Source organism: Undibacterium sp. Di26W (genome assembly GCF_049340265.1).
GTDB lineage: Bacteria > Pseudomonadota > Gammaproteobacteria > Burkholderiales > Burkholderiaceae_D > Undibacterium.
On the sequence record NZ_JBMPOR010000005.1, the window covers coordinates 44,435 to 64,888 of the forward strand.

Below are 20,454 nucleotides of genomic sequence, written 5' to 3' on the forward strand. Positions count from 1 at the left end.
CTATGTCAGATAATTTTCTCTCCCAGGAAGAAGTTGATGCCCTTTTAAAGGGTGTCACGGGAGATCAGGACGATTCGCAGTCACTGGAGGATACCTCCGGTGTCCGGCCCTACAATCTTGCCACGCAAGAGCGTATCGTCCGCGGCCGCATGCCGACACTGGAAATTATCAACGAACGTTTTGCCCGCCTGCTGCGCATCGGTTTGTTTAACTTCCTGCGTCGCAGTGCAGAAGTATCGGTAGGTACCGTCAGGGTTTCCAAATACAGTGAATTCATCCGTAACCTGGTGGTGCCGACCAATCTGAACCTGGTTCACATGAAGCCTTTGCGCGGCACCTCGCTGATCGTGCTCGATCCTGGCCTGGTGTTTTTGCTGGTGGATAATCTGTTTGGTGGCGATGGCCGCTTCCACACGCGTGTGGAAGGTCGTGACTTCACCCAGACCGAGCAGCGTATCATCCACCGCATACTGGAAATCATTTTTGAAACCTATTCCAAATCATGGGAGCCGGTCTATCCCATCGAGTTTGAATACATACGTTCAGAAATGAACACCCAGTTCGCCAATATCGCCACCCCGAATGAAGTGGTGGTGTCCACCACCTTCACGATAGAACTGGGGCCGGTCAGTGGCGAGATGCATATGTGCATGCCCTATTCCACCATAGAACCTATCCGCGACATCCTGACCAGTAGCCTGCAGGGTGAAACGCTGGAAGTGGATAAGCGCTGGGTGCGCCTGATGACGCAGCAGATACAGATTGCCGAAGTAGAAATCGTCGCCGACCTGGGTACCACCCGTGTCACCCTGGGTGACATTTTAAACATGAAAGAAGGTGATGTGATTCCCCTATCCATTCCCGAAATCATTTCAGCCAAAGTAGATGGCACCCCGGTGATGGAGTGCAAATATGGCGTATTTAACGGACAGTATGCTTTACGCGTTGAGAAACTGATCAGTTCCAGCGTACAGGAAGTAGCACAAGGAGAGAACCATGGATGATAACGGCGATTCACCAATCAGTGAAGATGATTGGGGTGCGGCAATTGCAGAGCAGGAAAAAGCGGAAGCTGCAGCAGCAGAAAAAAGTGAGCCGCAGCCCAGTGCTGCCATTTTCAAGGAATTCAGCGGTAAAAGCCAGGCACCGGAAACCCATAATGACATCGACTTCATTCTGGATATCCCGGTACAACTGACCGTGGAATTGGGCAGGACCAAAATCGCCATCAAGAACCTGCTGCAACTGGCACAGGGTTCGGTGGTGGAACTCGATGGTCTGGCAGGTGAACCGATGGACGTGCTGGTCAATGGCTGCCTGATTGCCCAGGGTGAGGTGGTGGTCGTGAATGACAAGTTTGGTATACGCCTGACCGATATAGTCACGCCTGCCGAGCGCATACGCAAATTGAACAAATGACGTATTTCCCACGTATTTATGCTGTGCTGGCAACGGCAGCCTGGTCGGGCAATGTGCTGGCCGCAGACACACCTGCTGTTTCACCCAGTGGTGGGCTGCTGCAGATTATCATGGCCTTGCTGCTGGTACTGGCACTGGTGGTCGCTGCTGCATGGGTCATGAAACGCCTGGGCCCGATACAGGGTGGTAACAAAATCCAGGTCAAGATCATCGGTGGTATCAACGTAGGTAACCGTGAACGCGTGATGGTGGTGGAAGTTGCCGATCAATGGTTGATCCTCGGTGTCACAGCCAACAATATAAATAATCTGGGCAGCATGCCAAAACAGGAAGAGTTGTTACTGCAGGCTGCACAGGCACAGACCAATGATCCCTTTTCTGCATGGTTGAAACGAACGCTGGATAAACGTTCTACCGAACGATCTGAAAACAAGTAATTACATCTGCATGAAAACTTTGCGATCTTCCCTGCCACTGGTCTGGCTTGCCATTTTCCTGAGTGGCCTGCTATTGCCTGAACTGGCTTTTTCACAAACGGCGGGTGGCTTGCCAGCCATTACGACAAGCCCTGCTGCCGGCGGCGGGCAGAATTATTCGCTGAGTATTCAAACCCTGCTGTTCCTGACGGCGCTCAGCTTTATCCCGGCAGCATTGCTGATGATGACGAGTTTCACCCGCATCATCATCGTACTGTCCTTGTTGAGACAGGCCCTGGGTACGCAGTCAGCGCCACCGAACCAGGTAATGGTCGGGCTGTCACTGTTTTTGACCCTGTTTGTCATGGGGCCGGTGTTTGACAAAATCTATGCTGAAGCCTATCTGCCATTCACTGAAAACAAAATCACCATGCAAGTGGCGATGGACAAAGGTGTCACACCGCTCAAGCAATTCATGATGAAACAGACCAGGCAATCGGATCTGGCGCTGTACGTCAAATTATCGAATACCCCACAATTGCAGGGGCCTGAAGATGTGCCGCTGCGCATCCTGATACCCGCCTTCATCACCAGTGAATTGAAAACTGCCTTTCAAATCAGCTTTGCCATTTTCATCCCCTTCCTGATCATCGATATGGTGGTTGCCAGTGTGCTCATGTCCATGGGTATGATGATGGTATCGCCCGCGATTGTGTCCCTGCCCTTCAAGTTGATGCTGTTTGTCCTGGTGGATGGCTGGCAATTATTGATAGGCTCACTCGCACAAAGTTTTTATTAAGGCTTTATTAAGGCTAATTATGACCCCGGATAGCGTAATGACACTCGGCCGCCAGGCCATGGAAGTGACCCTGATGGTTTCGGCCCCTTTACTGCTGGTAGCACTGGGCATAGGTTTGATCGTCAGTATTTTTCAGGCCGCCACCCAGATCAATGAAACCACCTTGTCTTTCATTCCCAAGCTGATAGGTATCTTTGTCACCCTGATTATCGCCGGACCCTGGATGCTGACCATACTGACGGATTACATGCGCCAGATGTTTACCAGTATCGCAACCATGGCGGGATAGCTGCCAGCACCAATCACGCTGACATGTCACACCCATGATTTCCTTTTCCAGCAATGAACTGATCGCACTGATCAATTCTTTTATCTGGCCGCTGACCCGGATACTGGGCATGATTGCTGTTGCCCCGCCTTTCGGCAACAATACCATCCCGGTGCAGATCAAGCTGGCGCTGGGCATCGTGCTGTCACTGATCGTTGCCCCCACCCTGCCCGCCGTTCCCGCACTGGATCCGGTATCGCTGAATGGCATACTGGTGCTGTCACAGCAATTGATCATCGGCATGGGCATGGGTTTTGTCATGCGCGTCGTGTTTTCTGCCATAGAAATGGCAGGCGAGGTAGCGGGCCTGACCATGGGCCTGGGTTTTGCCACATTCTTTGATCCGCAGACACAGGGGCGTTCCTCGGCAATCGCCCAGTTTCTGGTGCTGACAGCCACCCTGCTCATGCTGACTGCGAATGTGCACCTTTCCATGCTGGCCACGCTGGTTGAAAGCTTCCAGACCATACCGATTTCAACCACTTTTCAGACCGGGCTGAATTATCAGAAAATGGCACTATGGGGTGAGCAGATTTTCAGTGTGGGGATGCACTTATCCCTGCCCATTGTGGCCGCCTTGCTGGTCACCAACGTGGCATTGGGCATACTGACACGTGCCGCCCCGCAGCTGAATTTATTCGGTATCGGCTTCCCGATTACCATAGGCGTCGGCTTTTTAATGCTGGCGCTGATCCTGCCGTATCTGCTGGTGCCGCTGGAAAACCTGTTTCAGCAAGGCATAGAAGCCATGCAGGCAGTGGGCCAGCCGAATGTTCAGCCACCTGCCAAACCTTCGACCTTGCCACCAGCCCTCCAACCCAAATAGACCATTATGCAAACCATGGGCAATCAGGATGACAGGCTGAATTGCCTGTACAGCGTGGCAGAAATTCGCGCGATAGAGACACATGCCCTGGCCACGCAACTAGATCAAGGCAATCAAGATACTTTATCGCTGATGCAGAAAGCCGGATTGGCCGCCGCTAATCTGGCCACGGAACTACTCGTTCAGTCACATGCGCCGCCACCTGTCCAGGCACCAGCAAAAATCCTGAAAGTCCTGATATTGGCTGGCCCTGGCAATAATGGCGGCGATGCCTTCGAAGTCGCTGCGATTTTATCGGCACGTGGCCATGCGGTGTATGTCGTGCAATGTGGTGATGCGGTAAATTATTCCAGCGATGCCCTGTCCAGCCTGCACAAAGCGCAGGAGCACAAGGTGCAATGGATCGATGCAGCCAGTCTGGCGACCTTGCCTGCCGATTGGGCACTGATCATCGATGGCCTGTTTGGCATAGGCCTGAAACGCGCGCCCGCAGGCAACATCGCCAGTCTGATACGTGACATCAACAAGCTTGCTGCAGAGACTGTAATCCCGTTGCTGGCACTGGATGTGCCCAGCGGTTTGAATGCCGATACAGGACAAGTTACCGGTGTTGATGGCAGCGCTATTTGCGCAACGCATACCATCAGCTTCATCGGCAATAAACCGGGCCTGCATACCGGCGCAGGGCGAGATTATGCTGGTCAGGTCAGCGTGGCAACACTGGATATTCCCGCGAATTTTTTCCCGCCCATCAGGGCCCGCTTGAATACTGCAAAATCCCTGCAAGCCATACTGCAGCCGCGCCAACAAAACAGCCACAAAGGCAGTTACGGTGATGTCGTCGTCATAGGGGGTGCCAGCGGCATGGTGGGTGCCGCCATCCTCGCGGCCAGGGCGGCCCAATTTTCTGGTGCCGGACGCATTTATTGCGGCATTCCTGATGCAGCACCATTAGCACCGCTAGCACCACCGCCACCACCGTATGACAGCCTACACCCGGAAATCATGTTTCGCCTTCCGCAAGAACTGGATTTTAATCACCGTCATGTCGTCATCGGCCCTGGGCTAGGCATGTCGGCATCCGTACAGGCTTTGCTGACCCGGGCCATCAATACCGCCCAGACCCTGGTGGTCGATGCCGATGCACTGAACCTGATCGCCGCAGACCAGACGCTTGCCCGACTATTGGCAGCCAGGACTGCAGCCAGCTTGCTTACCCCGCACCCGCTGGAAGCCGCCCGGTTGTTACAGCAAGATGTGACCGAGGTACAGGCAGACCGTCTGCTTGCGGCGCGCAAACTGGCGCAGCAATTGAATGCCGTTGTCGTATTGAAAGGATCGGGCAGCATCATTTGTGAAGCAAATGAGAATTTGTTCATCAACACCAGCGGCAACCCGGCACTGGCCAGCGGCGGCACCGGGGATGTATTGGCTGGTGTCACCGGCGCTTTACTGGCACAGGGCTGCACTGCCACAGAAGCAGCAAGAATTGCTGTCTGGGTGCACGGTTACGCGGCAGATGAACTGGTGGCGCAAGGGATTGGCCCCATAGGTTTGACTGCCAGTGAATTGCTGCCGGTCATCAGAAAAAACCTGAACCGACTGGTAATGGCTTGACCAAAAAAACTGATCAAAAAGCCTGATCAAAAAGCCTGATCAAGAAGTCTGATCAAGAAATCTGATCAATCAACCAGGCTATTGATCTGTTCGGGATTGAGTTTCTCAGCTTTTTGTGCCGCATCACAAACGATACCTGCACCAGACAGTGCTGCCGACAGTTTTTCTATCTGCTCCTGCTGGGATGCGGCATGATCTATCAGCTTGTGCAATACCTTGGAAATAGGGTCATCACTATTCTGCGTCACGCCATAGGCAGTAAATAATTGCGCCGCTTCGGAATCTGCCGATGCCACTTCTTTCTTGATGATATGGGCCGGATTACCAACCGCCGTGGCACCCGCAGGTATGGGTTTCAGTACCACGGAATTGGAACCGATTTTAGCGCCTGCACCTATGGTAAAACCACCCAGCACCTTGGCACCAGCACCAACGATGACACCCGTCTCCAGCGTAGGATGGCGCTTGGCACCTCTGGATAAAGAAGTACCACCCAGTGTCACGCCCTGATAAATCGTGCAATCGTCGCCGATTTCTGCCGTTTCCCCTATCACCACGCCAAAGCCATGGTCGATAAATACCCTGCGGCCCAGCTTGGCTCCCGGATGTATCTCTATGCCAGTCAATACCCTGGCGATATGGGAAATAAAACGTCCCAGCCACTTCATGCCGCGCGTCCAGCACCACTGTGCCCATCCATGCATGAGAATCGCCTGAAAACCAGGATAACAAGTGATCACCTCCCAGGCATTGCGGGCTGCGGGATCTTTTTTGATGATACTTGCGATATCTTCTCTTAAGCGGCTAAACATGGATTTTAAAAATGTTCTGGCGGGAGCTAGATAGTAGCGTATTTCACAAAGGCCCGTGGAGAGCCCCTAATGCCCGCCAGGGAATGGCGGGCAGCAAACCTGGAGTTGCAGCTTCAGCTTCTTACCAGACGCTGGCGACGCGCTTCATACAGGCACACGCCGGAAGCCACAGACACGTTCAGGCTTTCAACAGAACCAAACATGGGAACACTGACCAGCACATCGCAGGTTTCACGGGTCAGGCGACGCATGCCTTCACCTTCAGAACCCATGACGATGGCGGCACCCGTTTTAAAGTCCACATCGTAGATATTCTTTTCCACTTCGTCGGTCGTGCCGACCAGCAAGATGTCCCGTTCTTTCAATTCACGCAGGGTGCGGGCCAGATTGGTCACGGTAATATAGGGTACGGTTTCAGCTGCACCGCTGGCGACTTTGGCGGCAGTTGCATTCAAACCTACGGCCCTGTCCTTGGGGGCGATCACGGCATGCGCACCGGCACCATCAGCAACCCGCAGGCAGGCACCCAGGTTGTGCGGATCAGTAATGCCATCGAGTACCAGCAACAAAGGCGGGCCATCGATGGCATCCAGCAATTCATCCAGATTACGGGCCAGTGACAGTTCACTGGCTTTCGCCACCACACCCTGATGACGGCGCGTACCGACGATATTGCTGAGACGTTGGTCATCTGTCAGGATAATGCGCACGCCGGCAGTTTTTGCGGTACTCAGCAAATCCTGCATGCGTCTGTCCACACGGGCGGAGTCGACATAAATCTCGTCGACAGAAGAGGCTTCATGGCGGATACGTGAAGTCACCGCATGGAAGCCAAATATCATTTTACTTTTCATCTTGTTCTTTTCAATTATCTACTAACGTCTTTTCTTTGCAGCCTTGCCTGCAGTGCCGGTGGTTTTTTTCTTGGCACTGGCAGGTGCAGCAGCAGATTTCTGGCGACGTCCCCCAGAAAAACTGTCTTCACTTGCTTTTACACTTCCCTTTTTTACGGCCGTGGTTTTGGTCGCCTTGGAAAAAACAGGTGCTAATTTTTCTTCCGGCTCCAAAGCGGGTTTTCTTGTATTGGTAGAATTTTTGCGGCCTTTTTCTGTCGTGCCGACACTTCTTTGCTCGCCTGGTCCACCAGGCAATTTGCTGGATGCCGGCTGCACGATGCTCAGGTCAATTTTCCTGGCATCCAGGTCAACCCGGCTTACCTGTACCCTGACTTTATCCGTCAGTTGATAACGCTTGCCTGTGCGTTCGCCACGCAATTCATGACGTGCATCATCGAACTGGAAGTAATCTGCACCGAGTTCAGTCACATGCACCAGGCCTTCGATATAAATCTCGTCGAGTTGCACAAAAATACCGAACTGGGTGACACCGGTGATCATGCCGGTAAACTCTTCACCCAGTTTGCCGCGGATGAAATAACATTTCAGCCAGGCTTCCACATCACGTGATGCTTCATCTGCCCGTCTTTCGTTGGCAGAGCAATGTACGCCGAGTGCGTCCCAGATGGTCAGGTCTTTTTCGACTTTCTTCTTGCCGGCAGCCTTGTCAGCAACCATTTGCTTGCGGGCGGCGTTGGATACGGTGGTATTCAACAGGCTCAGGTCTATGCCTTTGGGTTCGTATTTACGTCCCTGCAAGATGGCCTTGATGGCCCGGTGCGTCAGCAGATCGGGGTAACGGCGTATCGGGCTGGTGAAATGCGCATAGGCATCATACGACAAGCCAAAGTGGCCGATATTATCCGGACTGTATACGGCCTGCTGCATGGACCGCAGCAACATGGTCTGCAACAGCGGTGCGTCTGGCCTGCCTTTGATTTTTTTCATCAACTCGGCATAGTCAGATGCCGACGGCGAATCGCCACCGTTGAGGAACAAGCCAACCTGCTTCAGGAAATTCCTGACCTGGGTCAGTTTTTCTTTGGTAGGGCCGGCATGGATGCGATACGTGCCAGGATGCTTATAGGTTTCCAGCAAATTGGCAGCACAGACATTGGCTGCCAGCATGCATTCTTCTATCAGCTTGTGTGCATCATTGCGTGTACGTGGCAGGATTTTTTCTATCTTGCCGGACGGGTTGCAAACGATATAGGTTTCTGTCGTTTCAAAATCGATCGCACCACGCACCTGGCGTGCCTTCAGCAATGACTGGAAGACTTCATACAGATGCAACAGATGCGGCACCAGCGTCAGGCGCTTGCCTGCTTCCGGGCCCTTGGTGTTACCCAGGATGGCCGCCACTTCGGTATACGTGAAACGCGCTGCCGAATGCATGACTGCCGGATAAAACTGGTAGGCAGTGACTTCACCATCCTGAGTAATGACCATGTCGCAAACCAGCGTCAAACGATCAACGTCAGGATTGAGCGAACACAGTCCATTCGACAGGCGTTCCGGCAACATGGGGATGACGCGACGCGGGAAATATACGGATGTACTGCGCAATAGCGCTTCTTCATCCAATACATCGTTAGGGTGAACATAGTGACTGACATCGGCAATCGCCACGATCAGGCGGTGTCCTCTGCTACGGCCGATCTTGATGGGCTCGCAATACACGGCATCATCAAAGTCACGCGCATCTTCACCGTCAATGGTCACCAGCGGGATATCACGCAGGTCTACCCTGTCATTCAGATCGACGTCACGCACTTCGGACGGCAGTTTCGCTGAGGCCTTTTTGACTGCTTCAGAAAACTCATGCGGCACCCCAAATTTCCTGACCGCGATTTCGATTTCCATACCGGGATCATCGACATCACCCAGCACTTCAACAATCCTGCCTACCGGCTGTGCATAACGAGTGGGTTGCTCGGTCAACTCGACGCTGACAACCTGGCCGGCTTTTGCCTTGCCGGGTGCACCGGTCAGCAGAATGTCCTGGCTGAAGCGTTTGTCTTCAGGCGCAACGATCCAGACCCCGTTTTCATTCAGCAGACGCCCGATGACATGGGTATTGGCTCTTTCCAGGATTTCCAGGATGCCACCTTCCAGCCTGCCACGCCGGTCCGTGCCGACCACGCGTGCCATGACACGGTCACCATGCAGTACTTTCTGCATTTCACGTTCTGGCAAAAACAAGTCTTCGCTACCGTCATCCGGTATCAGGAAACCATAACCTTCACGATGGCTGCTGACTTTTCCGCTGATGAAATTGTCTTGATTGGCGATGGTGTAACTTCCACCTTTGTCCACTTTGATCTGCCCATCCCTTTCCATCGCGTTTAATCGTCGTGTCATGCCATCTAACTCCTCAGGTTTAACCGACAACCCGTCCGCAATGGCGGAGGCCGTCATTTTTGCCTTGTTAGTACGTAGAACGCCCAGTATCTCTTCGCGGCTGGGAATGGGGTATAAATGCTTATTCAAATCTTATATTTCTTCTTTAAATGTTAATCTGGCCTGTGCCAGAACCATAGTCAGGCATTAGTTTACCGGAGCAAACCTCTTTCGCCTAACAATTCTTGTATTCATCAAGACACGCGTCTTGACAAATCCCCGTATTAATTTATAATGTTGTTCTCCGTTGCCCACGTGGCGGAATTGGTAGACGCGCATGGTTCAGGTCCATGTGCCTTCGGGTGTGGGGGTTCGAGTCCCTCCGTGGGCACCACCAAATTGAGAGCCCGCTGATTCGTCAGCGGGCTTTTTCATTTCCGCTATCGCCCGCATTTCCTGTTTTTCCCGCTGCCGTTTTTGCCGCTGTGTTGGCCACTGCACTTCATCATCCCTGATTTTGCCATTGTTCATGGCATTTTTTCCATCCCTACAGAAATCAATCCCAGTCGATTTGCGTGGTTTCAATTTCGTTTTGAAATACTCACCCAAAATACCGCAAATGCTCTATAATTACGCCTTCGTTGCCCACGTGGCGGAATTGGTAGACGCGCATGGTTCAGGTCCATGTGCCTTCGGGTGTGGGGGTTCGAGTCCCTCCGTGGGCACCACCGATTTGAGAGCCCGCTGATTCGTCAGCGGGCTTTTTCATTTCCGGCTTATTTTTTCCGACTTATTTATCAGCTTCTTTATCCGCATTGCCCTGCATTCCCGCACCACTATCAAGCATCGCCATCTGCACTTCCGTCAAGGCGCGCATAAAAAAACGGAAGCCTATGCTTCCGTCTCTGGATACGCTTACTTCGCGCCTTTTTTCAGCCAGGCATTCAACTGATGTGGTCTGATACTGTCATATTCTTCAAAAGGTTGATGTATCCATGGATTGCTCGCCAGATGTTCGAGATAATAGTCCGGCGCCACGGATGAACATGCCTTGTACCAGATAACAGCCGACTTGACTTCAGTCACTGCCGGGAAATTCTCGCGTAAATGCACCAGCACCTTCTCCAGTGTCACGCCAGAATCAACCAGATCATCCACTACCAGCACACGGCCTTCCAAAGCGCCTCTGGTCATGGAGATATACTTGCCGATGTCCAGCGCGCCCTGCACGGTGCCGGATTCTTCACGATAGGAACTGGTCGACAATATCGCCAGCGGCACATCAAAAATACGCGAGAAAATATCACCTGGACGCAAACCACCACGCGCCAGGCACAGTACCTGGTCAAATTTCCAACCGGTTTCATGCACTTTCAAGGCCAGTTGTTCGATGGAGCGATGATAGGCTTCCCAGGAAACCCATAAATCCTTGTCTGTTGATGCGGGCATATTCATATTCTTATTTTCCTTCTTAAATAAATGGATGCCTTAAAACGATCGTTTCTTCACGATCCGGCCCGGTAGATACCATATCGACCGGAACACCGACCAGTTCCTGAATCCGCAGGATATAGTTGCGGGCGTTGACGGGCAAGGCATCCATGCTCTTGGCACCGACCGTGGTCTCGGTCCAACCTGGCATTTCTTCATAAATGGCTTCGCAGCGCGCCGCTTCTTCAGCGCCGACCGGGAAGATGTCAACGACTTTGCCATCCACTTTATAACCAGTACACAGGCGCAGCGTTTCCACGCCATCGAGTACGTCCAGCTTGGTCAGGCACATGCCGGAAACACCATTGATCTGCACCGAGCGTTTCAACAAGGCTGCATCAAACCAGCCGCAACGACGCGCACGCCCGGTAACGGTACCAAACTCATGGCCAACACTGGCCAGATGCTTGCCGACACCGGCGTCCGTTGGCAGTTCAGACGGGAAAGGACCGGAACCGACACGGGTGGTGTAAGCCTTGGTAATACCCAGGATGTAATGCAGCATATTGGGGCCGACACCAGAACCGGCAGCGGCATTACCGGCTACACAGTTACTGGAAGTCACGAAAGGATAGGTGCCGTGATCAACGTCCAGCAAGCTACCTTGCGCACCTTCAAACAACAGGCTGGCGCCTGCCTTGTGGGCTGCATACAGGGCGCTCGACACGTCGGCCACCATAGGGCGGATACGCGGCACATTGGCTAGTGTGTCGTCCAGGGTTTTCTGGAAGTCAACAGCCGGCGCCTTGAGATAATTGGTCAGCACAAAATTGTGATAATCGAGATTATCACGCAGCTTTTCTGCAAAGCGTTCTTCATTGAGCAAATCCGCGACACGGATCGCACGACGTGCCACTTTATCTTCATAGGCCGGGCCTATGCCCTTGCCAGTGGTACCGATCTTGGCAGCGCCACGGGCAATTTCACGCGCGGCATCGAGTGCAGTGTGGTAAGGCAGGATGACTGGGCAGGCTTCCGAAATTTTCAGACGCGATACCACTTCCACGCCATTTGCCTGCAGCTTGTCAATTTCCCTCAACAGGTCAGGCACGGACAACACCACGCCATTGCCAATATAGCAGGCAACGCCGGCACGCATGATACCGGAAGGTATCAGTTGCAAGGCTGTCTTTTGGCCACCTATCACCAGTGTATGGCCGGCATTGTGTCCGCCCTGAAAGCGCACCACGCCTTGTGCGTGATCGGTCAGCCAGTCAACGATTTTCCCTTTGCCTTCATCGCCCCACTGGGTGCCGATTACAACAACGTTTTTTGCAATTTTAGTTTGTGTCATCACTCAACCTACATTTTGAAGAATCCATTTACCACCATCGAAAGTGAGTGCACGATTGCAATCAAATTCGTCTTGTTCACTCTCGTGTCCGGGCATGCTTTGAATCACGATCTCGCCTTCGCTACGCAATTGGGCAATTTTCTCGCGCAAGAGCTGCTCACTACCCCAGGGTGCGCGTATCGCCCCTTTTCTTTCGGCAGTAGGCAGCAGACGTGCCAGCTCACGCAAATCCAGAGAAAAGCCAGTGGCAGGTCGCAGACGGCCAAAAGCCTCGCCAACGTGATCATAACGCCCGCCACGTGCGACAGCATTCGGCAAACCAGGCACAAATACGTTGAACATAACGCCACTGTGATAGTGGTAGCCGCGCAAATCTGCCAGGTCGATGGTGACATGGGCACCACCGGTCAGATTGACCAGATAGTCCAGCTCATCCAGCGCCACATCAATGCCCTTCATGGCTGGCAAGACAGAACGTGCTTTGGCAATCACGGACGCATCGCCGTACAGGCCAGGCAAAGCCAGCAAGGCTCCCCTGACTTCGGCAGAAAAATTCTGGCTCAGCTTGTCTATGCTCGGCAGGTCTTTTGCTTCCAGCAGGGCGAACAGGGTGTTTTCCTGTGCCTTGGCCAGCGGATCTGCCGCCAGCAATGTACGCAAGACGCCCACATGGCACAGATCCAGGCGCACATCACGGATATTTGCCAGCGCCAGGCAACCCAGTACCAGTTCCTGGATTTCAGCATCAGCCTCGAGGCCGGCATGGCCATAAATCTCGGCACCGATCTGCAAAGGCTCGCGCGTGGCATGCAGGCCAGACGGCCTGGTCTGCAACACGCTGCCGGCATAGCACAGGCGCGTGACAGAACGGCGGTTCAGCAAATGGGCGTCAATACGGGCGACCTGGGTCGTCATATCCGAGCGCAGGCCCATGGTACGGCCTGACATCTGGTCCACCAGCTTGAAGGTACGCAGGTCGGTGTCCTGCCCGGCCCCGGTCAGCAAGGATTCTATGTATTCCAGCAAAGGCGGCATCACCATTTCGTAACCGAACAAACGGAAGTGATCCAGCAAGGCGCGGCGCAGCTCTTCTATCTTGCGCGCTTCAGAGGGCAAGATATCCGCAATATTTTCAGGTAAAAGCCAATTTGGCATGGGGAATTATGTAAAAAAACAAAAAGTTTTTGGCTTGGCCAATCCGACAAACAGCGACCTGCACCTTGAGGTGCAGATCGCTGTCGAGAAAACGAATAAATTACTTGCCTTTTACTGCAGGCGCACTACCGCCAGAAGCACCAGAGCCTTTAAAGTATTTGAAAAAGTCTGAGTTAGGATCAACTACTAACACATCACTCTTATTCTTGAAGCTGTTGCGATAGGCTTCCAGGCTACGATAAAACTTGTAGAACTCAGGATTTTGCCCAAACGCCTGCGCATAGATCTGCGACGCTTCAGCATCACCGGCACCACGCATTTTTTCTGCTTCGCGGAAGGCTTCTGCCAGTATCACTGTTCTTTGTTTGTCAGCATCCGCACGAATCTGCTCGGAATCGGCAGCACCAGTTGAGCGCAATTCATTGGCAACACGGGTACGCTCTGCCTTCATGCGGTCATACACGGAATTATTGATCTGTTCAACATAATCAACCCGCTTCAAACGCACATCCAGAATTTCCACGCCTATCTGCTTCGATTCTTCTGCGACTTTTTTCTTGATTGCATCCATGACATTGCCACGTTCACCAGAAATCACTTCACGCACGGTACGCTTGGTGATTTCATCATTCAGGGCCGCCTTGACGATCTGCGACATGCGGTCCGTGGCGCGGCGTTCTTCACCATTAAAGCTGACGTAATACAATTTCGGTTCCTTGATGCGCCATTTGACATAGGAATCGACCAGGATATTTTTCTTTTCAGCGGTAATGAAACGATCAGCTTCAGGAGAATCAATAGTCAATACCCGTTTGTCCAGGAACAGCACGTTCTGGAATGGTGGCGGCAATTTGAAATGCAAGCCGGGTTCGCTGATGACAGAACGTACTTCACCCAAAGCAAAAACAATCGCGTGTGAGCGCTGGTCAACCACGAAGATGGTGGAATACGCTACCAGAATAGCTGCAAGCAGGGCAACAATGACAGAAATGAGCTTATTCATTTATCGTACCTCCCTGTCACGAGAGTCGCGGGTATCTCTTGATCTTCCATCTTTGCTGTAACGCATCTCCACAGTAGGAATCTGTTCGGCAGAAGGTGCCGTTGGCTGCACGGTCGCTGTTGCTGCTGCTTTGCCAGCGGACGAATCAGAGGGTGCCATCATTTTGTCTATCGGCAAATACAGCATGTTATTGCCGGATTTGGTATCCACCATCACCTTGCTGGTGCTGGCAAAAATCTGTTGCATGGTTTCCAGATACATGCGGTCACGGGTGACACCCGGCGCTTTCTGGTATTCGGTCAACACCTGCTTGAAGCGCGAGGCATTACCTTCAGCATTGGCCACGATACGCGACTTGTAGGCTTCTGCATCCAGCAGCAAACGGGATGCTTCGCCGCGCGCCTTGGGAATCACGTCATTGGCATACGCCTGGCCTTCATTCTTTTGACGTTCCTTGTCCTGCCCTGCCTTGACGGCATCATCAAATGCCGTCTGGACTTGCTCTGGCGGCTGCACGCCCTGCATGGTCACATTGGTGATCTGCACACCAGCGGTATACACATCCAGGATTTTCTGCATGCTGCTGCTGACATCCAGCGCGACTTTTTCACGGCCTTCATACAAGACGAAATCCATCTTGTTTTTACCGACGATTTCGCGCACGGCAGTCTCGGCGACCTGACGTATCATGTCTTCCTGATCACGGTTGTTGTACAGCCAGTCAGCCGCGTTATTTAATTTATATTGAACTGCAAATTGAATATCAACGATATTTTCGTCATCAGTCAGCATCAGGGATTCACGGGCCTGCTTGTTCTTCACATTTGAACGATAGCCGACTTCAATGGTGCGTACCTGGGACACATTGACGATTTCATGGCCCTGGATAGGGTAAGGCCAGCGCCAGTTGAAACCGGCGGAGGTTTGATGGCTTAATTTGCCGAAGGTCGTGATGACAGCCGTCTGGCCTTCCTGCACGATGAAAAAGCCACTAGCCAGCCAGATCATGACAAAAATACCAACAATCAGTGAAGCGCCTATTTTGGCACCGGAAGAGTCAGGCGAAAACCCGCCGTTATTATCACCGCCATTGCCTTTTTGGCCCAGCAGACGACTCAGCTTCTGGCTAAAGTCTTTCCATAGCTGATCGAGATCAGGCGGCCCTTCAGGCGGCTTTTTATTGTTATTATTATTCTGATTATTGTTTTGTGAACCACGTCCCCATTGAGGGTCGTTCAACGACATGGTCAAACCAATTCTTTTGAGAAGTGAAACAAGCATTCTGTCGCTATCCAATGAATAGTGGGTTGGACTACTGAAGATTAAAGCGTGCGTCATTATCTTCCGGCAATACGGCCTGCCCCGAAGCTGACGCTTTTTCCAGCGCGAATTGAGCTATCGATTCACGCAACAAACTGATCCCTGCCCCAGTCCGGGCACTCAAAAAAACCCGTTGGATTTTATCACACTCATCAAGGTCAACCGATGGTTCTATACCCGCAAGGTCTATCTTGTTCCAGACCAGCATCTGCGGAATATGATCGGCACCGATTTCTTTCAATACTTCATTCACTTGCTGTATCTGGTCGAATCTTACCGGACTACCGGCATCCACGACATGCAAAAGCAGGTCGGCATGTATGGTTTCTTCCAGTGTGGCACGAAATGCGGCAACCAGTTGGTGGGGCAGCTCACGAATAAAGCCTACCGTATCCGAAATTACCACACTACCGGCATCTCCCAGATAAAGGCGACGGGATGTCGTATCCAAAGTCGCAAATAACTGGTCGGCTGCATAGGCACCAGCCTTGGTCAGGGTATTAAATAAAGTTGATTTCCCGGCATTGGTATAACCAACCAGGGAAACCGACAAGGTATTGCTGCGACCTCTTGAGCGACGCTGGGTTTCACGCTGCTTGTGCAGTTTTTCCAGCTTCTGCTTCAGCATTTTCACCCGCTCACCCAACAGGCGGCGATCTGTTTCCAACTGCGTCTCACCCGGACCACGCAAGCCGATACCACCCTTTTGTCGTTCCAGATGGGTCCAGCCGCGTATGAGGCGCGTTGCCAGATGTTGCAACTGAGCCAACTCCACCTGCACCTTGCCTTCGTGACTGTGGGCACGCTGGGCGAAAATATCGAGAATCAGGCTGGTACGGTCTACCACCCTGACTTTCATATGACGTTCAAGATTTCTTTGCTGGGCTGGTGACAATGCGTGATTAAAAATCACAATCTCCAGCGCGGCATCAGCGACAGCATGTGCTATCTCATCCGCCTTGCCGGAGCCGACAAAAAACGCAGCATCAGGGCTTGCCCGCTTGCAAGTGATGGTTGTAACCGGCTCCGCCCCCGCAGATTGCGAGAGCAAAGACAATTCTTCTAAACTAGCGGCAAAGTCGTCTTTGCCAAAATCCACACCGACTAGAGCGGCGCGCATAGACGACTTCTTTCCAATGATTCAGCGTTCAAATATTACTCTGCTTCAGACTCGGTGTTGATGCTGACTGCACGTGCTGGTACAACAGTCGAAATAGCATGTTTGTAGACCATTTGTGTCACTGTATTACGCAGCAGCACGACATACTGGTCAAATGATTCAATATGGCCTTGCAGCTTGATGCCATTGACCAGATAAATTGATACAGGGATGTGTTCTTTACGCAATGCGTTCAGAAACGGGTCTTGTAGTAGTTGCCCTTTATTACTCATAACAGCTCCATTGTGTTGTTGTGATCAGGAGTTGGGGACTACTTGGCAAAATACAAGTAATCCAAGAAGTTGATTACAAAGTAATGTAATCTATTTTTATCTTTATTGCCTATCCAGCACCAAATTTTTATCGGAACTGGCGTTATTTCCATTATTTTGATTTGTCGAACGGATTTTTGCCCGATCGCATTTCTATCCTTAATGGAGTCCCCGTGAGAGAAAAAGTTTCACGGAAATGTTTTTCAAGGTAACGCTTGTACACATCACCCACTGCTTCCAGTGCGTTGCCATGAATAACAATAATAGGTGGATTTTGTCCGCCCTGATGCGCATAACGCAATTTTGGCCGGATCGAACCCTTGCGCTTCGGTTGCTGGTGCTCTACTGCTTCGATCAGGGCACGGGTCAGTTTTGGTGTCGACAAATTACACATCGCCGCTTCATAGGCAGCATCTATCGATTTCATCAAAGGGCCGATACCGGTCGATTTCAGTGCAGAGATAAAGTGGAACTTGGCGAACGTCAGGAAATTCAGCTTGCGCTCAATATCCAACTTGATTTCATCCCGTCTGTCACTCTGCAGTCCATCCCATTTGTTCACGCCAACCACCAGCGCACGACCGGATTCCAGAATAAAGCCGGCGATATGGGCATCTTGCTCTGAAATATCCTGCTGCGCATCCAGCAGCAGCAAGACAACATTGGCTTCTGACACCGATTGCAGGGTTTTCACCACCGAAAATTTCTCTATCGCTTCAAACACCTTGCCACGTCGGCGAATGCCGGCGGTATCAATCAGGGAATAATGCTTGCCCTCACGCTCGAAAGGAATTTCGATGGAATCACGGGTAGTACCCGGCATATCGAAGGCGATTACGCGCTCTTCACCCAGCAAGGTGTTCACCAGCGTCGATTTACCGACATTGGGGCGGCCAACGATGGCAATCCTGATACCCCTGACATTCGGTTCAGGCTCTTCCACTTCTGGCGGACGTTGCGCAAACGCGATGTCCATCATCTCTTCGACCAGATCAGTCACACCATCGCCGTGGGCAGAGGAAATCACATATGGATCACCCAGGCCCAGCTCGTAAAAGTCGGCAGTCACCGAGGTGTATTTCATGCCCTCGGCCTTGTTGACCACCAACATGACAGAACGACCAGACTTCCTCAGGAAATCGGTGATGGTCTTGTCATGCGGCGTCAGGCCCTGACGGCCATCGACAATAAACACGACAACATCGGCCTCAGCCACGGCCTGCTTGGTCTGTTTGGCCATTTCATGCATGATGCCTTCCTTGGCAACAGGCTCGAAACCGCCTGTATCAATCACCAGGAAAGGACGTTCACCAACACGGCCTTCACCGTAATGGCGGTCTCTCGTCAAACCTGGCAAGTCTGCTACCAAAGCATCACGAGAACGGGTAAGCCGATTGAACAGCGTGGATTTGCCGACATTAGGTCGGCCTATAAGTGCGATAACCGGCTTCATTATTTATTACTCGGGTGCAAGCGCAACCACTGATCCTGATTTTGTTTGGACGATCAGTTTAGCATCCACCACCAGCGGTGCTGCTAAAATCTGACTACCATCGGTAGTTACCCGTCCTATGAACGAACCATCTTCCCTTGACAGGAAGTGGACATAACCTGCCATGTCACCCACCGCTACTGCGCGGTCGTATGAAATGGGGGCAGATAAACGACGGTTACTCAATTTATCATTACGCCACGCACTGGTACCACCAGTGCGGGCATAGGCATTGACTGCGCCATTGACATCAGCCGCGAAGACGAAACGCTCGTCAACACTGACACCAACCTCGCTGGACAAGTTCTTGTTCCAGCGCAAAGCGCCTGTAGACACGTCAAAACAGGCTACACGGCCCTGGAAGGAGCTGGCACATACGTCACGACCCATGATCACCGGAATCCCGGATACGTCGGCTACGCGCTCCAGTTCGGTCGCGCCTTTCGGTTCACCAACCACGGCTTCCCAGCGCAGGCCACCGTTATTCAATGCCAGTGAAGACATGCGTCCACCTGGCAATGCCACAAGTACCTGTTGTTCTGTGATCACGATCCCAGGTGCCAGACGCAAGGTCAAAGGCGGCAAAGGTCTTTCTACTGACCATTTGCGTTCGCCGGTATTGACATCATACGCAGATATCTTGTTGTCAATACTGCGTACCACGACCAGGCCCTGGCCGACTGCAGGTGCAGACAATATTTCATTCGTGCCTGGTGCCTTCCAGCGCAGCTTGCCATCCTGATCAAATGCCAGCACCTGACCTTTTTCACCCACCACTGCAATCGTGTTTGCATCAGCCCCGACACCAGCAGTCAGGTGCATGCCTGCATTGATTTTCCAGACTATGCGGCCACTCGCCACCTCAAGCCGGACCAGCGTGCCATCGGCGGCGGCGGCATACACGTTCTGCGCTACCGAAGCTGGCGTAAACAGGTAATTGCCAGCAGCACCGACAGGCACCGTCCAGCTGGCCTTGATGGACATCGTGGTTTTAATTTCCGTCAGAACCGCAGGGGTGTTTTTTTCTGATTTGGAAGAAAAAGGATTCAGGGATGACAGTGTAGAACAGCCACTCAAGGCAAAAAGTGCAGATGCCGTAACCAGCAGCTTGGCAGAAAATTGCATGTATGGCTCCTGTTATTTACTAACAACTTTTGTTTCAGCGGCACCGCCAACGGCATCCAGCTTGGTTTGCAAAGACTGACGCCCCGGATTTTTTTCCGACATCTTGTCCAGTGCAGCTTTGTAGGCAGTACGTGCTTCTGCGATATTGTTCTGGGCAACATAAATATCACCCTTGGCATCGAGTACATCCGCTTCCAGTTCTGCCGGGAAACTGCCAGACAATTGCTTCAGACCTTCGTCATAGGCTTTTTCATCCAGTGCGATGCCAGCCAGACGAATTTTGGCAAGCGCCTTGTATTCATCCACCTTTGCTGTATCCGCCACCCATTGCAACTGGGTTTTGGCGACTTTCAGGTCACCGGCATCAAATGCGCTCTTGGCAGCGACCAGTGCCGCCATAGGGGCGTATGCTGCGCGTGGAAACTTCTCTTTCAAATCCTCAGCAGCCCGCTGCACTTTGGCATTGTCCTTGGCAGTCACTGATTTTTGCATTTCTTCATAAAGTTGCGAAGCCTGCAGCGACTGGTTACCCTGATAGGTGTTCCAATATGTCCAGGCAGCATAGCCACCCAGACAAACGATCACCAGCCATGTCACCATATTGCCGTATTTTTTCCAGCTATCTTTCAGACTGTCTAACTGCTCTTGTTCTTCTAAATCGTATGCCATAGTGTCTATTGTTATCTATAT

The 20,454-nt window shown here is 52.2% G+C and carries 20 protein-coding genes and 2 tRNA genes; 9 read left to right on the top strand and 13 right to left on the bottom strand.

Translation table 11 applies throughout. From position 1 onward, the window contains the following. Nucleotides 1-2 precede the first annotated feature (2 nt). From fliM to ACO0LM_RS08055, 7 genes are read left to right on the top strand one after another with little or no spacing between them, the layout of a single operon-like run. Entirely contained in the window at nt 3-1,004 is a 1,002-nt protein-coding gene (gene fliM, locus ACO0LM_RS08025) for a flagellar motor switch protein FliM (RefSeq protein WP_423035937.1), read from the top strand. Continuing rightward, the gene (gene fliN / locus ACO0LM_RS08030) at nt 997-1,419 is read left to right on the top strand and encodes a flagellar motor switch protein FliN (RefSeq protein ID WP_423035939.1); all 423 of its coding nucleotides are present in this window, start codon (nt 997-999) and stop codon (nt 1,417-1,419) included. Before fliM ends, fliN begins: the two co-directional genes overlap by 8 nt. Then, the gene (gene fliO, locus ACO0LM_RS08035; RefSeq protein WP_423035941.1) at nt 1,416-1,856 is read left to right on the top strand and encodes a flagellar biosynthetic protein FliO; all 441 of its coding nucleotides are present in this window, start codon (nt 1,416-1,418) and stop codon (nt 1,854-1,856) included. Before fliN ends, fliO begins: the two co-directional genes overlap by 4 nt. A gap of 10 nt (nt 1,857-1,866) precedes the next feature. Beyond that, on the top strand, nt 1,867-2,634 hold the full coding sequence (gene fliP / locus ACO0LM_RS08040) for a flagellar type III secretion system pore protein FliP (protein ID WP_423035943.1): 768 nt from the start codon (nt 1,867-1,869) through the stop codon (nt 2,632-2,634). A 19-nt stretch (nt 2,635-2,653) separates the two neighbouring features. Continuing rightward, nucleotides 2,654-2,923: a flagellar biosynthesis protein FliQ gene (gene fliQ, locus ACO0LM_RS08045; RefSeq protein ID WP_422981127.1), complete on the top strand. Its 270-nt coding sequence runs from the start codon at nt 2,654-2,656 to the stop codon at nt 2,921-2,923. Between the two features lie 34 nt (nt 2,924-2,957). Beyond that, complete coding sequence (gene fliR / locus ACO0LM_RS08050; protein WP_422981125.1) at nt 2,958-3,788, top strand: flagellar biosynthetic protein FliR; 831 nt, start codon at nt 2,958-2,960, stop codon at nt 3,786-3,788. 6 nt (nt 3,789-3,794) lie between these two features. Further along, nucleotides 3,795-5,405 carry an NAD(P)H-hydrate dehydratase gene (locus ACO0LM_RS08055; protein WP_423035945.1) on the top strand — a complete coding sequence of 537 codons (1,611 nt, stop codon included), beginning with the start codon at nt 3,795-3,797 and terminating at the stop codon, nt 5,403-5,405. A 65-nt stretch (nt 5,406-5,470) separates the two neighbouring features. Here the strand turns inward: ACO0LM_RS08055 and cysE are convergent, their stop codons facing one another. The 3 genes from cysE to rnr all read right to left on the bottom strand — a co-directional run bounded on the left by cysE (nt 5,471) and on the right by rnr (nt 9,603). After that, complete coding sequence (cysE, locus tag ACO0LM_RS08060; protein ID WP_423035947.1) at nt 5,471-6,217, bottom strand: serine O-acetyltransferase; 747 nt, start codon at nt 6,215-6,217, stop codon at nt 5,471-5,473. A 113-nt stretch (nt 6,218-6,330) separates the two neighbouring features. Then, complete coding sequence (rlmB, locus tag ACO0LM_RS08065; protein ID WP_422981119.1) at nt 6,331-7,071, bottom strand: 23S rRNA (guanosine(2251)-2'-O)-methyltransferase RlmB; 741 nt, start codon at nt 7,069-7,071, stop codon at nt 6,331-6,333. A 21-nt stretch (nt 7,072-7,092) separates the two neighbouring features. Then, on the bottom strand, nt 7,093-9,603 hold the full coding sequence (gene rnr, locus ACO0LM_RS08070; RefSeq protein WP_423035949.1) for a ribonuclease R: 2,511 nt from the start codon (nt 9,601-9,603) through the stop codon (nt 7,093-7,095). Between the two features lie 159 nt (nt 9,604-9,762). Here rnr and ACO0LM_RS08075 point away from each other — a divergent pair. Both ACO0LM_RS08075 and ACO0LM_RS08080 read left to right on the top strand, forming a co-directional pair. Beyond that, nucleotides 9,763-9,847: transfer RNA gene (locus tag ACO0LM_RS08075), tRNA-Leu, on the top strand. 249 nt (nt 9,848-10,096) lie between these two features. Continuing rightward, nucleotides 10,097-10,181: transfer RNA gene (locus ACO0LM_RS08080), tRNA-Leu, on the top strand. 187 nt (nt 10,182-10,368) lie between these two features. Here the strand turns inward: ACO0LM_RS08080 and ACO0LM_RS08085 are convergent. From ACO0LM_RS08085 to ACO0LM_RS08130, 10 genes are all read right to left on the bottom strand, one after another. Then, complete coding sequence (locus ACO0LM_RS08085) at nt 10,369-10,902, bottom strand: phosphoribosyltransferase (RefSeq protein ID WP_423036358.1); 534 nt, start codon at nt 10,900-10,902, stop codon at nt 10,369-10,371. Between the two features lie 22 nt (nt 10,903-10,924). Further along, nucleotides 10,925-12,238: an adenylosuccinate synthase gene (locus tag ACO0LM_RS08090; protein WP_423035951.1), complete on the bottom strand. Its 1,314-nt coding sequence runs from the start codon at nt 12,236-12,238 to the stop codon at nt 10,925-10,927. 3 nt (nt 12,239-12,241) lie between these two features. Then, nucleotides 12,242-13,393, bottom strand: a complete 1,152-nt coding sequence (locus ACO0LM_RS08095) for an ATP phosphoribosyltransferase regulatory subunit (RefSeq protein WP_422981113.1) — start codon at nt 13,391-13,393, stop codon at nt 12,242-12,244. Between the two features lie 100 nt (nt 13,394-13,493). Next, complete coding sequence (hflC, locus tag ACO0LM_RS08100) at nt 13,494-14,396, bottom strand: protease modulator HflC (protein ID WP_423035953.1); 903 nt, start codon at nt 14,394-14,396, stop codon at nt 13,494-13,496. Next, nucleotides 14,397-15,677 (bottom strand): FtsH protease activity modulator HflK, encoded by a 1,281-nt coding sequence (gene hflK, locus ACO0LM_RS08105; protein ID WP_423035955.1) that lies wholly within the window; start codon nt 15,675-15,677, stop codon nt 14,397-14,399. It lies immediately after the preceding gene. Between the two features lie 31 nt (nt 15,678-15,708). Next, a complete protein-coding gene (hflX, locus tag ACO0LM_RS08110; RefSeq protein WP_422981107.1) occupies nt 15,709-16,836 on the bottom strand; it encodes a GTPase HflX in 1,128 nt (375 codons plus the stop codon). Nucleotides 16,837-16,871: 35 nt separating this feature from the next. Beyond that, nucleotides 16,872-17,108, bottom strand: a complete 237-nt coding sequence (gene hfq / locus ACO0LM_RS08115; RefSeq protein WP_186946602.1) for an RNA chaperone Hfq — start codon at nt 17,106-17,108, stop codon at nt 16,872-16,874. 151 nt (nt 17,109-17,259) lie between these two features. After that, entirely contained in the window at nt 17,260-18,600 is a 1,341-nt protein-coding gene (der, locus tag ACO0LM_RS08120) for a ribosome biogenesis GTPase Der (RefSeq protein ID WP_423035957.1), read from the bottom strand. Between the two features lie 6 nt (nt 18,601-18,606). Next, nucleotides 18,607-19,764 carry an outer membrane protein assembly factor BamB gene (gene bamB / locus ACO0LM_RS08125; protein WP_423035959.1) on the bottom strand — a complete coding sequence of 386 codons (1,158 nt, stop codon included), beginning with the start codon at nt 19,762-19,764 and terminating at the stop codon, nt 18,607-18,609. A gap of 12 nt (nt 19,765-19,776) precedes the next feature. Continuing rightward, on the bottom strand, nt 19,777-20,433 hold the full coding sequence (locus tag ACO0LM_RS08130) for a YfgM family protein (RefSeq protein WP_423035963.1): 657 nt from the start codon (nt 20,431-20,433) through the stop codon (nt 19,777-19,779). Nucleotides 20,434-20,454: the final 21 nt, after the last annotated feature.